A 13,247-nucleotide genomic window follows, 5' to 3' on the forward strand; every position below is an offset into this window, starting at 1 on the left:
GCATCAAGTCGACCGTCGCCACCTGCGTCGGCGCACCGGTCTTCCCGCGTCCGGCTGGCGAATACGCAGAACTGCTGATCAAGCGCATCCGCGGCTTCGGCTCCAAGGTCTACCTGGTCAACACCGGCTGGACCGGCGGCGGCTACGGCGTCGGCAAACGCTTCAACATCCCGACCACCCGCGCAGTGATCGCAGCCATCCAGAGCGGCGCACTGATCGGTACCGCCACCGAGCACCTCGACACCATCAACCTCGACGTGCCACTGGCCGTACCGGGCGTTGAAACCAACCTGCTCAACCCACGCAACACCTGGGCTGACAAGGCTGCATACGACGAGGCTGCCAAGGCACTGGCCGGTCTGTTCATCGAGAACTTCAAGAAGTTCGAAGTGAGCGACGCGATCAAGGCTGCTGGGCCGAAGTTGTAAGACTTAGTTCTGGTGAGTGAAAAAGCCGCCTCTTGAGGGCGGCTTTTTTGTGGGTGATGGGTTGGGTGTCATTATCAGATCAACTGCCATTATTCCCGCAGCGTTCGCGTTAAACAGCCAGAATAATGCCACTTAAGTAGCCGCGAACTCTATACGCCGTTCTTCTTCTCTTCAGCCTTCATAGCCATTGCCGCCTGGTATGCAGTACTCGCAGCATCTCCACAGCATCAACTTTGATTGTGTAGATGATGTAGTAGTTTGGGGTGACAACCATTTCGCGGGTGCCTTGCGCGATACCTCTTTTGTATAAAGCTGGCTGCTGGCGGACGCTTTCTCCCTTCGATTCGAAAAGCTCATCGAGCTTAATCGCTGCAGCGGGATTTTCCTGGCCGATACGCTCCATGATGTTTTCTCGGTCATCCAGCGCCTCTTGGCGCCAGACCAACCTCATCAACGTACTCGCTGACGCAGAGCATCCCGCTTGGCGGCAAATATCCTGCGAGCGTCTTCATCGCTGACGCTGGGTCTTGGGTCATCAATGCTGATTTGTACCTGTTGCTTGACCCATTCTTCATATGCCGCAGCTTCATGAGCTTGTTTCATCGCTTCGGCGCGATCAGGGCGGGCATAGGTTTTTATCTGCAGAGGGTCATAGCTGGAGGCGTCCACATCGAAGTGATTGATACCTACTCCTTGCAGGTAGGTCACCAGTGTTTCGAACCGCTTGAACAGTCGCACCTGACCACTGCGTTGTGCTGCCAGTGAATATTCCTTGTTTCCTTGCTGAATCTGAATTGACCAGCCACCGGGTTTGGCGACGATATGTGCGCTACTGATCGAACCATTCTCAAACAATCGCGCGAGAGTACTGTGATCAATGGTTTCAGTGGTCATGAAGGCGAGCTCTTGGTTGAACAATGGCTCCCATCGTACGCAATCAATAATAGTTTGCAAAATTCAACTCCTGTGCTGGACGCCGGGTGTGCAGCATCCATGTTCTTTGGTCAGGCAGGCGCTAGTTATTTGAGCGCGCATCTGCCTGAGATTGTTTTCAGGCGGGTGCTTTCCAATTGAGCATCTGCTGCTGCGCGACTTGCAGCAGGTCACAGCCATCCTGCGTCAGCAGATAGAGGGCGTGGGTGATGTGGGGGATGTCTTCGACGTCGGCTTGTTTGAAGCTGAGGCAGTAGAGGGTTTTTAGCAGGTCGCTTGACGCGCGCAGGCGTTGGACGGCGCATTCGAGGATGTCTTGCGGGTTGGCCGCTGTGTCGATGATCAGGGGCTTGGTGTCGGTGAGGTTGGATTCGAGTGGGCGGTAGCGATCGGTGGTGAACTGGGTCCATTTTTTCATTTTTCTTCTCTCTATAGGCGTTCCAATAGCCGCCGCCATCATGACCAAACGATGGGAGGCGACTGTGTTCGGGTTGGTCAACCAGAGAGAGAGAACTCCGTGTACGCCGAAGCGTCCCAAACACAGCCGCCATAAAGCATGCCGCACAATAGATGGCGGCAAGCATACAAGGGCATGCGCAGTTTCTCTCTCTCAATTTCAGGTGACCAAACCCGAGTCGCTGATTTGGCAGCGACAGTCACGACTATAGATTTGACTTACCAAGCCGCGATAGACGGCAAGGGAGTCTGTGTTTGTAGGAACGGGACGAATACCGGATAGGGCATTGCTGTAGGTTTTTTCGCCGGCTCACCGATCCTCGCCATCAACGAACATGCCGACTCGTCGCCACATCCAGCACGGTGGTGTTCAGCCCGGTTGCGGGGGTGTAAATCGTGCCTTTCACCGCTGAGAACTGGACGTCTCTGCCGCCCAGGGACACACGGCGTTCGCCCTGGTCCATTTCGGTGAAGTAGGTGTACGAACACTCTTCCATGGCCCGGTACTGCTCCTGGGCGTTGACGATGGCATCGGCGAGTTGGTTGTTTCCAGGTTTGTTGTTTAAGGAGTCTGCTGGCGGTGTGCGGCTTTCAGTTTTGCAACTTCTAATAGTTCGCAGCCGTCTTGAGTCAATAAATAAAGCGCAGTGATGATGTTTGGAATGTCTTTAACGTCCGCTTGTTTGAAACACATGCAGTAAAGAGTCTCCAGTAGATTGCCGGCGGCGCACAGACGTTGTTGAGCCGCATCCAGCAAGTCCTCATGGCAGGCGTCGGTGTCGATAACCAGCACCGGATTTTCGCCGTAGCTGGTTTTCAAACGGCGGTAGCGGTTGCTGGGTGGGTGCAGTGAGGTCATGGATTAAGGCTGTCCTTTTAGAAGTCGCTACAGTGCGATTCAGTCGCGCCGGTCACTATAGGAGGGCGTCGCGCGGTGGAACAAGACAGCCGGGATGGACAGAGTTCGTAGGGGTTTTTCCTGGGTTCGGGCATTTGCCCTACGTGTTTTCATGGCGTTTTCAAGGCAAAACCCTTAGGCGGGAAGTTTCCTACGGGTTTGTCAGGCGCTTCCGACCAAACCTCTGTATCTTGCGCGCCAGAATCTGTGCGACGTTTCCAAACGTCCGATACGCGCTTAAAGGGAATTAGGTATGCAGTGGCTACGAATGGCCTCGATTGTATTGCTATGGGTCAGCGGTTGCCGTTTGACGATGGCCGCAGAACCCGGCAATTCGCTGGTGTTGAATTATCTGGATCGAACCGGTTGGCCGGAGGCGCTTAACAGCCAGGCGAATGTCGACACGGCTTCGCGCGCCGAAGTGCTGATGTTCGGCAAAGCCTTGCTCGCCAGTGAATCGCTCGACGAATCGGGTCTGAAGCAACGTTTGGGTGTGCCGCAAGTGCAGCTCAAATCGATCAGGCAGGTGCGCGATGGTCTGTGGGATCATTTGCTGAGCACTTATCGCAACGCCAGTCAGGACTGTGCCGAACAGCCGTTTTGTCCGCAGGTGCGCAGCGTCGCCGACCTGCGTCAGTTGGCGGCGGCGTTCACGGGCGATATCAGCCCGGCCCATGCGCTGTGGGCGAGCAAGAGCCTGAGCGTGCATGAGCAGGTATTGAACGAGCAGTTGCGCGTGGCGGTGCTGCTGCCCTGAGTGAAGGTCAGGTTTCGGTGAGGACTTGCGGTGTCGCTGAAATGGCGAACTGCGGAAGGTCTTCGGGTCCCCGCATGCATCCGCCCAACATCAGGGCGGTGAAGGTGAGGACGAGGGCTAACTTCAATCTGTAGTGCATGGTCACTCCTTTGAAATGTTTGCGCGCATCAGCCGTCCGGGCGTGATACGGAGGTGGAGCGGGCACGCTATCGCGATGTCGGCAAACACCGCGATAAACAAATCGTGGCGTTTGTTTCAGCCAGTGGCCAGGCCTCTGGGGCTGTATCATCTCGTATCGATTTGCCCCCCGACCTTTTCTCGACTCGCTGCGATCGCCCGCTAGGCTGTTGGCATGGCAGCGGTCAAAGGAGTGACAGCCAATGCACAACACCCTGGAACAGGTTTTTGGTTATCCACAGTTTCGCCCCGGACAAGAGACCGCGATCAGCGCGGTGCTGGCCGGGCGCTCGGCAGCGGCGATTTTCCCCACGGGTTCTGGCAAGTCTCTTTGCTATCAGTTACCGGCGCTGATGCTGCCGAATCTGACGCTGGTGGTCTCGCCGTTGCTCGCATTGATGCAGGATCAACTGGCGTTTCTGCAACGCCACGGCATTTCGGCGGGCAGCATCGATTCGGCGCAGAGCCGCGATGACGCCAATGACGTGATGGCCCGCGCCCGTTCGGGCGAATTGAAGATTCTGATGATCTCCGTGGAGCGCCTGAAAAACGAGCGCTTCCGCAACTTTTTGCAGCAGGTGCCGATCTCGTTGCTGGTGGTGGACGAGGCGCACTGCATCTCGGAGTGGGGGCACAATTTCCGCCCCGATTACCTCAAGCTGCCGGACTACCAAAAGCAGTTCAACATCCCGCAAACCCTGCTGTTGACGGCTACGGCAACGCCAAAAGTCATCGCCGACATGCAGGCCAAATTTGCCATTGCCGCCGAGGATGTGGTGACGACCGGTTTCTATCGGCCCAATCTCAATCTGCTGGTGGAACCGGTGCGCGGGCAGGACAAGCGGCGGCGTCTGGTGGACTGGATGGCCGAGCGTCCGGGCCAGCCAAGCATCGTCTATGTGACCTTGCAGAAAACCGCCGAGCACATCGCCGAACACCTTGAGCGCAACGGTATTCAGGCCGAGGCCTATCACGCCGGTTTGCCCCACGATAAACGCGAAGCCATCCAGAAACGCTTCATGGCCGGTCAGTCCAATTGCATCGTTGCAACCATCGCTTTTGGCATGGGCATCGACAAGAGCGACATACGCAATGTGGTGCATTTCGACCTACCCAAATCCATCGAAAACTACAGTCAGGAAATCGGCCGCGCCGGGCGTGACGGGCAGCCGTCGGACTGCCTGGTGCTGGCCAACCGTGACAGTCTCAATGTGCTGGAAAACTTCGTTTACGGCGACACCCCGGAGCGCGACGGCATTCGCTATGTGCTCGATGAACTGAAGGCCTCGGAACCGGAAGGGCAGTGGGAGTTTCTGCTCGGACCGCTGGCGGATCAGAGCAACATCCGCGCGTTGCCGCTGAAGACCTTGCTGGTGCAATTGGAACTGCGTGGCTTGATTGCCCCGCGCTACGCGTATTACGCCGAATACCGCTTCAAATACTTGCTCGAGCCTGAGGCGCTGCTTGAGCGTTTCGAGGGCGAACGTCGGGAGTTTGTCGCGGCGCTTATCCAGACGTCGACCCGTGCGCGTACCTGGGCCACGGTGAATTTCGAGGCGATGTATTCGCAGTATTCGGCTGAGCGTAATCGGGTGGTGAAGGCGCTGGATTATTTCCAGGAGAAGGGCTGGGTCGAGCTTGAGAGCAAGCAGATGACCGAGGTCTACAGCCTGCTGCAAAGCGATTTTGACAGCGACGTGTTGAGCGGTGAGTTACACGATTACTTCACCCGCCATGAGCAGACGGAAGTCGCGCGGATTCACGCGATACTCGATGTGTTCGCCACTGAACGCTGTTTGGGTTATCGGCTGGCGGAGTACTTCGGTGATCACGATGCGCCTGAGCGCTGCGGGCATTGTTCGGTGTGTCATGGGCATGTCGCTCGACTGCCAGCGCCATCGGAGTTGCCAGCGCTTGTGGATAAAAATTTTGCCGCGCTGTGCAGTGACTTTATCCACAGGCATGAGCAGCACACGGGCAATGCACCGACGTCGGAACGGCTGACGCGGTTTTTGTGCGGGATCAGTGTGCCGCTGTTTACCAAGCTCAAGGCGCGAGCGATTTCCGGTTATGCGGCGTTGGAGGAGTATCCGTATGCCGAAGTGCGGGGTTGGGTTCAAGCACATCTCTGAGGCTGCATCCATCCGCTGAATGTCGATCATCACGGTAATAAACTTCAAAAACCGTCGTTGGCTGACTATGGTGAGACCAGTCTTTGGATCGCCAACAAGAGAACAACATGAGCCAGACATTCGATATTCAGCAGGCGGCGGTGATCGGTGCGGGCACCATGGGGCGTGGCATTGTCATGTGCCTGGCCAATGCCGGCGTGACGGTGCAATGGGTGGATAACAATCCACAGATGCTTGAGCAGGCGCTCGCAACCGTTGCCGATACTTATGCACATAACGTGCGTCAGGGGCGGATCGATCAGGCCGAGGCTGATGCACGTCTCGCGCGGGTCAGCGCGGCGGCCGATTACGCGTCGATCCGCAATGTCGATCTGGTGATCGAGGCGGTCTACGAAAACCTTGAGCTCAAGCAGAAGATCTTTCGCGAACTGGATGGCTTGCTCAAGCCTGAGGCTCTATTGGCGAGTAATACGTCGGCGCTGGATATCGATGCGATTGCTGCCGCAACCAAACGACCTGAGCAAGTGCTGGGCCTGCATTTTTTCAGCCCGGCGCACATCATGAAGCTGCTGGAAATCGTTCGCGGCGCGCAGACTTCGCCCGTAGCACTGGAAGCTGCGTTGGCGCTGGGCAAGCGTATGGGCAAGGTCAGTGTGGTCTCCGGCAACTGTCACGGTTTTATCGGCAACCGCATGCTGCATCCGTATGTGCTGGAGGCGCGCAAGATGCTGCTTGAAGGCGCTTATCCACAGCAGGTTGATGCGGCGTTGCAGGGCTTCGGTTTTGCGATGGGACCGTTCCGCATGTACGACGTGGTCGGTATCGATCTGGAGTGGCGTGCGCGTGAGCTGGCCGGCAAAGGCCAGGACGCGCCTGAGGTTCAGGTGGATAACCGCTTGTGCGAGATGGGTCGGTTTGGGCAGAAGTCCGGCAATGGTTACTACCACTATGAGCCGGGCAGTCGTCAGGCTGAGCATGATCCTGAGGTTGATGCGCTGGTATTGCAGGTCAGCGAAAGTCTGGGCTTTCAGCGTCGTGAGATCGGCCCGGAAGAGATTCTTGAGCGTTGTCTGCTGGCGCTGGTCAACGAGGGCGCGAAGATTCTGCAGGAAGGCATTGCCGAGTCGGCCCATGACATCGATCTGGTGTATCTGAATGGCTATGGCTTCCCGGCGGACCAGGGCGGGCCGATGGCCTGGGCGGATCAGCAGGGGCTCGCGGATATTCATCAGCGCTTGTTGGCGCTGGAGACGCGGCAGGGCGATCAGTGGAAACCGACGCGGTTGATTGGTGAGTTGGCGGCGCATGGGAAGGGGTTTGCTGACCGGTGAATGATGTGGCGCCTGTGCCGGCGCCTTCGCGGGCAAGCCCGCTCCCACAGGTATAGTGGGCGTTCTCACGGTCAGCGTGAGAACGCCCAATACGAGAACTACGCATGAACCAACGCTCTGACTACCCGCATTTCCAGCCAATCACCACGCGCTGGCACGACAACGACGCCTACGGTCACGTCAACAACGTCACTTATTACAGCTTCTTCGACACGGCCGTTAATACCTACCTGATTCAGGTTGGAGGGCTGGATATCCATGACGGTGAGGTGGTGGGTTTTGTGGTCAGTTCGGCGTGCGATTACTTCGCCTCGATCGCTTTCCCTGATCTGATCGAGATCGGTTTGCGGGTCGGCAAGTTGGGCAACAGTTCGGTGCAGTATGAACTGGCGGTATTCAAGGTCGGCGAAAGCGAAGCGTGTGCCGCCGGGCGTTTCGTGCACGTGTTTGTCGATCGGGCGAGCAATCAGCCAGTGCCTATTCCTGCTGGGTTACGCGGGGCGCTGGAAAGATTGGTGGTGTGAAAAAAGTAAAAAAATCGCAGCCCTAGGGCTGCGATTTTTGCTTTACCGGCCAACGAGGTGTTTAGGCCTCAGTCGCGATACTTGTGATGTTTGCGGTGGCCATAAGCGTGGCCGCGGCCCGGGTGACGGTCGCGATAGTAGCGACGGTCATCGTGACGGCGATCATAGCGACGATCATCGTCATCGCTTTTGTTGCCCATGTAGTTACCCAGGGCGCCACCGGCGCCGCCACCTGCTGCGGAGCCGATCAGGCTGCCGGTGGTGCCGCCCATGCTGCGGCCAACCACGTTACCGCCGGCCGCGCCCAACGCACCGCCAATGGCGGCTTCGCCACGGCTGCGTTTGTCTGCGCCTACCGCACTACCACCCGCGCCGCCCAGGGCTGCGCCGATGGTGGAACCTGTATTGCCGCCTAACGACTGACCGACGACCGAGCCAAGAACCCCGCCCAATGCGCCGCCCACACCTGCTTCGGTGGTGCCGCCGGCGGAAGCAAAACCACTGACCAGGCCAAGGGACAACAAGAGAATCGAGGAGAACTTCATAGATGAGCCTCAAAGGGATGACGGCGCCGATCCTGAGGCTGTGTAACAAGCGTGACAATCGAAATCCGACGAATAGCACGACTTGTATACAAAAGCGTAAGTTACTGTTTTATGGGCGGAACTTAAGCGATTTTCGCCGGTCTTTAGCTACTTCGGACAGGCCGCTTTTGTGAAAAAGCGGCCTTTTTTGTGGGCGATGGAAACGCAAAAAACAAGCGTTGATCGTAACCATGCTCTGCGTGGTTACGCATCCCTGGACGCTCCGCGTTGCAAAAGAAAAAAGATCGCAGCCTTTAAGCGGACTTGGCCATGATCAACCCGGTCTCGCTCGCCGCTTCCAACCGGATCGCAATGAACTTGGATGTCGGCGTATGGCTACCATCCCCAGTGCTTTCCAGCGGCACCAGCGGGTTCACTTCCGGATAATAAGCAGCAGCTTGTCCAGCCGGAATATCAAACGCCAACAGCGTGAAGCCCTTCACCCGACGCTCGCGACCATCGTCCCAGATCGAAACGATGTCAGCCTTCTGCCCCGGCCGGAAGCCCAGGCGAATAATGTCGGCTTCGTTGACGAACAACACATCACGCTGACCCTTCACCCCGCGATAACGGTCGTCGAGGCCGTAGATCGTGGTGTTGTACTGATCGTGGGAGCGCATCGATTGCAGGATCAGATCCGGCAGTTGCCCGGTCGCGCGGGTGCGTTCGTGTACCAGATCCTTCGGCAAAAGGTTCGGGCGGAAATTGGCGCGGCCCGATGGCGTGTTCCACTTACGTGCGCCGGCGCTGTTGCCGAGGTAGAAGCCGCCCGGATTTTTGACCTTCTCGTTGAACTCCTTGAAGCCGGGAATGGTGTCGGCGATCAGCTCGCGGATACGCCCGTAATCGGCCACCAACCAGTTCCAGTCCACCGGTTTGCTGCCCAGGGTCGCGGCGGCGATGCCGGCGATGATCGACGGTTCCGAGCGCATCTGATTCGACAGCGGCTGCAACTGGCCGTTGGAGGCGTGGACCATGCTGAACGAGTCTTCCACGGTGACGGCTTGCGGGCCTTCAGTCTGGATGTCGATGTCGGTACGGCCGAGGCACGGCAGGATCAACGCGTCTTTACCGTGAGCCAGATGGCTGCGGTTGAGCTTGGTGCTGATCTGCACGGTCAGGTCGCAATTGCTCAGCGCCGCGAACGTGCGCGGGCTGTCTGGCGTGGCCTGGGCGAAGTTACCGCCCAGCCCGATGAAGACTTTGGCGCGGCCCTCGGCCATCGCATGGATTGCCTCGACCACGTTGTGGCCGTTTTCACGCGGCACCTTGAACTGGAAGCGACGCTCAAGCGAATCAAGAAACGCCACTGGCGGACGTTCATTGATGCCCATCGTGCGGTCGCCCTGCACGTTACTGTGGCCGCGCACCGGGCACAGGCCCGCACCCGGCTTGCCGATGTTGCCGCGCAGCAACATCAGGTTGGCGATTTCCTGAATGGTCGGCACCGAATGGCGATGCTGGGTGATGCCCATGGCCCAGCACATGATCACGTTCTTGCCTTTGGCGTACATGCGCGCCGCTTGCTCGATTTCCACCAGGGTCAGGCCGGATTGCTCGACGATCTGCTCCCATGACGTGTCGTCGACAACGCCGAGGTACTCCAGCACATTGGCGCTGTGGGCGTTGAGGAAGTCGTGGTCGAAAACGGCCGGGGCGCCAGCCTTTTGCGCATCGCGTTCCCATTGCAGCAGGAACTTGGCCATGCCGCGCAGCACTGCCATGTCGCCGCCCAGTGCCGGGCGGAAATACGCGGTGTTGGTCGGCTTGTCGCCGTTGGTGAGCATTTCGATCGGGTGTTGCGGGTGCTGGAAGCGTTCCAGACCGCGTTCTTTCAGCGGGTTGATGCACACCACCTGAGCGCCACGTTTCACTGCTTCGCGCAGCGGTTCGAGCATTCGCGGGTGGTTGGTGCCCGGGTTCTGGCCCCAGACGAAAATTGCGTCGGCGTGTTCGAAATCGTCGAAAGTCACGGTGCCTTTGCCGACGCCGACACTTTGCGCCAACGCCACACCGCTGGCTTCGTGGCACATGTTCGAGCAGTCAGGGAAATTGTTGGTGCCGAAGGCGCGCACGAACAGCTGATACAGATACGCCGCTTCGTTGCTGGCGCGACCCGAGGTGTAGAACTCGGCCAGATCCGGGCTCGGCAGATTTTGCAGATGTTTGGCGATCAGGGCGTACGCGTCGTCCCAAGCGATCGGTTTGTAACGATCGGTCTCGGCGTCGTAGACCATCGGCTCGGTCAGGCGGCCCTGATACTCAAGCCAGTAATCGCTCTGTTCCAGCAGCGAAGTCACGCTGTGTTTGGCGAAGAATTTGGCATCCACCCGGCGCTTGGTCGCTTCCCAGTTCACCGCTTTGGCGCCGTTCTCGCAGAATTTGACCATGCCGCTTTCCGGCGAATCGCCCCAGGCGCAACCCGGGCAATCGAAGCCGCCGTTCTGGTTGGTCTTGAGCATCATGCGCAGGTTTTTCAGCGCGTTGTCGCTGGTCAACCAGGCCTGGGCCACACTGATCAGGGCACCCCAGCCGCCGGCTGCACCTTTGTAAGGCTTGTAGCGCGGGACAGGTTTCTGGTCGGCTTGATGATGTTGGCTCACGCTTGATTCTCCATCGCGGGGCTATACACCCGCGGCGCACTTTTCTGCGGCAGGTGGATGAGATTGAGGTTGTGTCGACGGGCCCATTGCACGGCAAGGCCTGTGGGGGCGGACAGGCTGACCAGGGTCTGGATGCCGGCGCGCAAAACTTTCTGGATCAATTCGAGGCTGCAACGGCTGGTGACAATCGCCAGCCCGCCTTCTGTGGATATCTTCTGGCGGATCAGCCCGCCGATCAGCTTGTCGAGGGCGTTGTGCCGGCCGATGTCTTCGCGACCGAGCAGCAGTTCACCGCTGGCGTTCATAAACACCGCTGCGTGTACCGCACCGCAATGCTGACCGAGCGGCTGGAACGCACCGATGCGCTGGCGCAAACCGTCGAGCCATGCAAGCGGTGGCAACGGCGCGCCGGCCAACACTTTGAGATCGGGCAGCGCTTGTTCCACCGCTTCGACGCCGCACAAGCCGCAACCACTGGTGCCGGCCAACTGGCGACGTTGTTGTTTGAGGTTCCAGAAGGCACGGTTGGCGATGGTCACTTGCGCGTATTGCGCCGAGCCTGCGCCAGTCAGTTGCAGGTCATAGATATCGGTAGCGTCTTCGATGATGCCGCTGCCGAGGCTGAAGCCGACGATGAAGTCTTCAAGGTCGGTCGGCGTCACCAGCATGACCGCCTGGCTGATGCCGTTGTAGGCGATCGCCAACGCGACTTCCTCGGCCAGCGCGGTGCTGGCCGATTCCTCGAGGGGCAAATCGCTGTAACTGTAGGTCTGACTGGCGGCGGGCGCGGGCGTTTCAAGTGCAGGCGCCGCGCAGGCTGGGCGCTTGGCGTTCATGGCATCACCGACGGATTGATCAACGCTAAGACTAGGCGCGGCAAGATGTCGCGTCTAATCGCTAATGTCGATCTTCCGATAGATGCCGTCGATCAAGACTCGCCTGGTGATTTTTGATACAGCGCGAAACAGGCTTCGGCCAGCGCCGAACGCGGGGCACCACGGCGCATGATCAGGCCCAGCGACGCGAGGGTTTGAGCGTTTTCGATCGGTTGCAGGCGCAGGTGATCGGTAAGCTTTTCGAGGCCTCCGTCGAGCGGCATGATCGCGCAGCAAAAGCCGTTGTGTACGGCTTGTAACAATTGATGCACAGCGTCGGTTTGCAGCAACGGCTGCGGCGTCAGGTTACGGCTGTGGAAGTTGTGGTCGATGGACTGGCGAAAATGCATGCCGCTGGTCAGCATGCCCAACGGCAGTTCGATCAACGATTCCCAGCTTAACGGCGCCTCGCCAAAAGTGAACGAACGCTGGTCGTAGAGCAGGCCCATGCGGGTTTCGCTTAAAGCCAGGGCTTCGAAGCGTTCGTTATCCAGACGATCCAGATAAGACACGCCAAGGTCGATGCGATTGTTCGCCAGATGCTCGAGGATCTGCTCGGAACTGAGCGCCGACAGTTCGAAACGCAGATCCGGGTGCGCGGCGTGCAGGCGTTGCATCAGCGGCAACGGATCGAAGCTCGACAGCGGCACCACGCCCAAGCGCAGCGTGCCGATCAGGTTGCCGCGACACGCCGCCGCTTCCGCCTGCAAACCGTCATAAGCCGCCAACACCGTGCGCGCCCACGCCAGCACCCGTTCGCCCGGCGCGGTGAAGCCTTCGAAACGCTGGCCACGGTTGACCAGCGGCAGATCGAGCTCTTCTTCAAGGCTGCGCAGGCGCATCGACAGGGTCGGCTGGGTGATATGGCAGCGCGCGGCGGCTTGGCCGAAGTGGCGGGTTTCGTCGAGGGCGATGAGGAATTTCAGCTGCTTGATGTCCATCTTCGCTCCGAAGGGTGGCGGCGGGGGTGGGTGATTCTACCGCTTGGGGGGCGGCAGGGTCATTGGTCGGCTTGGAACCGGGTTTGTCCGCGGTGGTCTAGTCTTGGTCGACGACCCTTTTATTCCATGGAGTGAACACGATGAGCTTATTCAGTTTTATCAAAGAAGCCGGTGAGAAAATTCTCGATGCGCTGACGCCGGACAAGGCCGAGGCCAACGGTGATGCGCTGACCAAGCATGTGCAGGACGCGTTGTCGGGAATTGATACTTCCAAGATCCAGGTCAAAGTCGAGGGCGAGAAGGTGATCGCCACCGGTGAAGCTTCAAGTCAGGAAGAAAAGGAAAAGATTCTGTTGGCATTGGGTAACGTCGCCGGCGTCAGCGGTGTTGACGATCAGATCACGGTAACCGGGCCAGTGGTGGCTGCCGCCCGGTTTGTCGTGGTGAAAAAAGGCGACACCCTCAGCGCGATTTCTCTCGCGGTGTATGGCAACGCCAACCAGTACAACAAGATTTTCGAGGCCAACAAACCGCAGCTCAAACATCCGGACAAAATCTATCCGGGGCAGACACTGCGCATCCCTGAGTAATCTGCAAGATCCTGTGGT

The 13,247-nt window shown here is 58.5% G+C and carries 15 protein-coding genes; 6 read left to right on the top strand and 9 right to left on the bottom strand.

Features of this window, described 5'->3' with window-relative positions:
* On the top strand, nucleotides 1-428 hold a 428-nt coding region (locus tag ACIOVB_RS11345; protein ID WP_401267668.1), incomplete at its 5' end, for a phosphoenolpyruvate carboxykinase (ATP).
* Between the two features lie 178 nt (nucleotides 429-606).
* Here ACIOVB_RS11345 and ACIOVB_RS11350 read toward each other — a convergent pair.
* From ACIOVB_RS11350 to ACIOVB_RS11370, 5 genes are all read right to left on the bottom strand, one after another.
* Nucleotides 607-879 (bottom strand): type II toxin-antitoxin system RelE/ParE family toxin, encoded by a 273-nt coding sequence (locus ACIOVB_RS11350; RefSeq protein ID WP_123449450.1) that lies wholly within the window; start codon nucleotides 877-879, stop codon nucleotides 607-609.
* Nucleotides 879-1,322 (bottom strand): hypothetical protein, encoded by a 444-nt coding sequence (locus ACIOVB_RS11355; RefSeq protein ID WP_213028728.1) that lies wholly within the window; start codon nucleotides 1,320-1,322, stop codon nucleotides 879-881. Before ACIOVB_RS11355 ends, ACIOVB_RS11350 begins: the two co-directional genes overlap by 1 nt.
* A gap of 157 nt (nucleotides 1,323-1,479) precedes the next feature.
* On the bottom strand, nucleotides 1,480-1,779 hold the full coding sequence (locus ACIOVB_RS11360; protein WP_401267671.1) for a hypothetical protein: 300 nt from the start codon (nucleotides 1,777-1,779) through the stop codon (nucleotides 1,480-1,482).
* Nucleotides 1,780-2,143: 364 nt separating this feature from the next.
* Nucleotides 2,144-2,314, bottom strand: a complete 171-nt coding sequence (locus ACIOVB_RS11365) for a hypothetical protein (RefSeq protein ID WP_401267673.1) — start codon at nucleotides 2,312-2,314, stop codon at nucleotides 2,144-2,146.
* A 65-nt stretch (nucleotides 2,315-2,379) separates the two neighbouring features.
* Entirely contained in the window at nucleotides 2,380-2,676 is a 297-nt protein-coding gene (locus ACIOVB_RS11370; protein ID WP_187679413.1) for a hypothetical protein, read from the bottom strand.
* A gap of 292 nt (nucleotides 2,677-2,968) precedes the next feature.
* On the opposite strand from ACIOVB_RS11370, the gene ACIOVB_RS11375 reads away from it, so the two are divergent.
* From ACIOVB_RS11375 to ACIOVB_RS11390, 4 genes are all read left to right on the top strand, one after another.
* Entirely contained in the window at nucleotides 2,969-3,472 is a 504-nt protein-coding gene (locus ACIOVB_RS11375; RefSeq protein WP_401267675.1) for a polysaccharide deacetylase, read from the top strand.
* A 380-nt stretch (nucleotides 3,473-3,852) separates the two neighbouring features.
* Nucleotides 3,853-5,781 (top strand): ATP-dependent DNA helicase RecQ, encoded by a 1,929-nt coding sequence (locus ACIOVB_RS11380; RefSeq protein WP_401267677.1) that lies wholly within the window; start codon nucleotides 3,853-3,855, stop codon nucleotides 5,779-5,781.
* Between the two features lie 107 nt (nucleotides 5,782-5,888).
* Entirely contained in the window at nucleotides 5,889-7,112 is a 1,224-nt protein-coding gene (locus ACIOVB_RS11385; RefSeq protein WP_401267679.1) for a 3-hydroxyacyl-CoA dehydrogenase NAD-binding domain-containing protein, read from the top strand.
* A 104-nt stretch (nucleotides 7,113-7,216) separates the two neighbouring features.
* Nucleotides 7,217-7,636: a thioesterase family protein gene (locus tag ACIOVB_RS11390; protein WP_231990980.1), complete on the top strand. Its 420-nt coding sequence runs from the start codon at nucleotides 7,217-7,219 to the stop codon at nucleotides 7,634-7,636.
* 68 nt (nucleotides 7,637-7,704) lie between these two features.
* On the opposite strand, the gene ACIOVB_RS11395 is transcribed toward ACIOVB_RS11390, so the two are convergent.
* The 4 genes from ACIOVB_RS11395 to ACIOVB_RS11410 form a co-directional block, all read right to left on the bottom strand.
* A complete protein-coding gene (locus ACIOVB_RS11395; RefSeq protein WP_095190584.1) occupies nucleotides 7,705-8,181 on the bottom strand; it encodes a glycine zipper domain-containing protein in 477 nt (158 codons plus the stop codon).
* A 293-nt stretch (nucleotides 8,182-8,474) separates the two neighbouring features.
* Entirely contained in the window at nucleotides 8,475-10,823 is a 2,349-nt protein-coding gene (locus ACIOVB_RS11400; protein WP_401267682.1) for an FdhF/YdeP family oxidoreductase, read from the bottom strand.
* On the bottom strand, nucleotides 10,820-11,659 hold the full coding sequence (gene fdhD, locus ACIOVB_RS11405) for a formate dehydrogenase accessory sulfurtransferase FdhD (RefSeq protein ID WP_187679419.1): 840 nt from the start codon (nucleotides 11,657-11,659) through the stop codon (nucleotides 10,820-10,822). The genes ACIOVB_RS11400 and fdhD overlap by 4 nt, the downstream gene beginning before the upstream one ends.
* A 92-nt stretch (nucleotides 11,660-11,751) precedes the next feature.
* On the bottom strand, nucleotides 11,752-12,639 hold the full coding sequence (locus tag ACIOVB_RS11410) for a LysR family transcriptional regulator (RefSeq protein WP_187679420.1): 888 nt from the start codon (nucleotides 12,637-12,639) through the stop codon (nucleotides 11,752-11,754).
* A 140-nt stretch (nucleotides 12,640-12,779) separates the two neighbouring features.
* Here ACIOVB_RS11410 and lysM point away from each other — a divergent pair, with 140 nt between their 5' ends.
* Nucleotides 12,780-13,229: a peptidoglycan-binding protein LysM gene (lysM, locus tag ACIOVB_RS11415; protein ID WP_123529759.1), complete on the top strand. Its 450-nt coding sequence runs from the start codon at nucleotides 12,780-12,782 to the stop codon at nucleotides 13,227-13,229.
* Nucleotides 13,230-13,247: the final 18 nt, after the last annotated feature.

This window comes from Pseudomonas sp. NPDC087639 (genome assembly GCF_044743385.1).
Lineage (GTDB): Bacteria > Pseudomonadota > Gammaproteobacteria > Pseudomonadales > Pseudomonadaceae > Aquipseudomonas.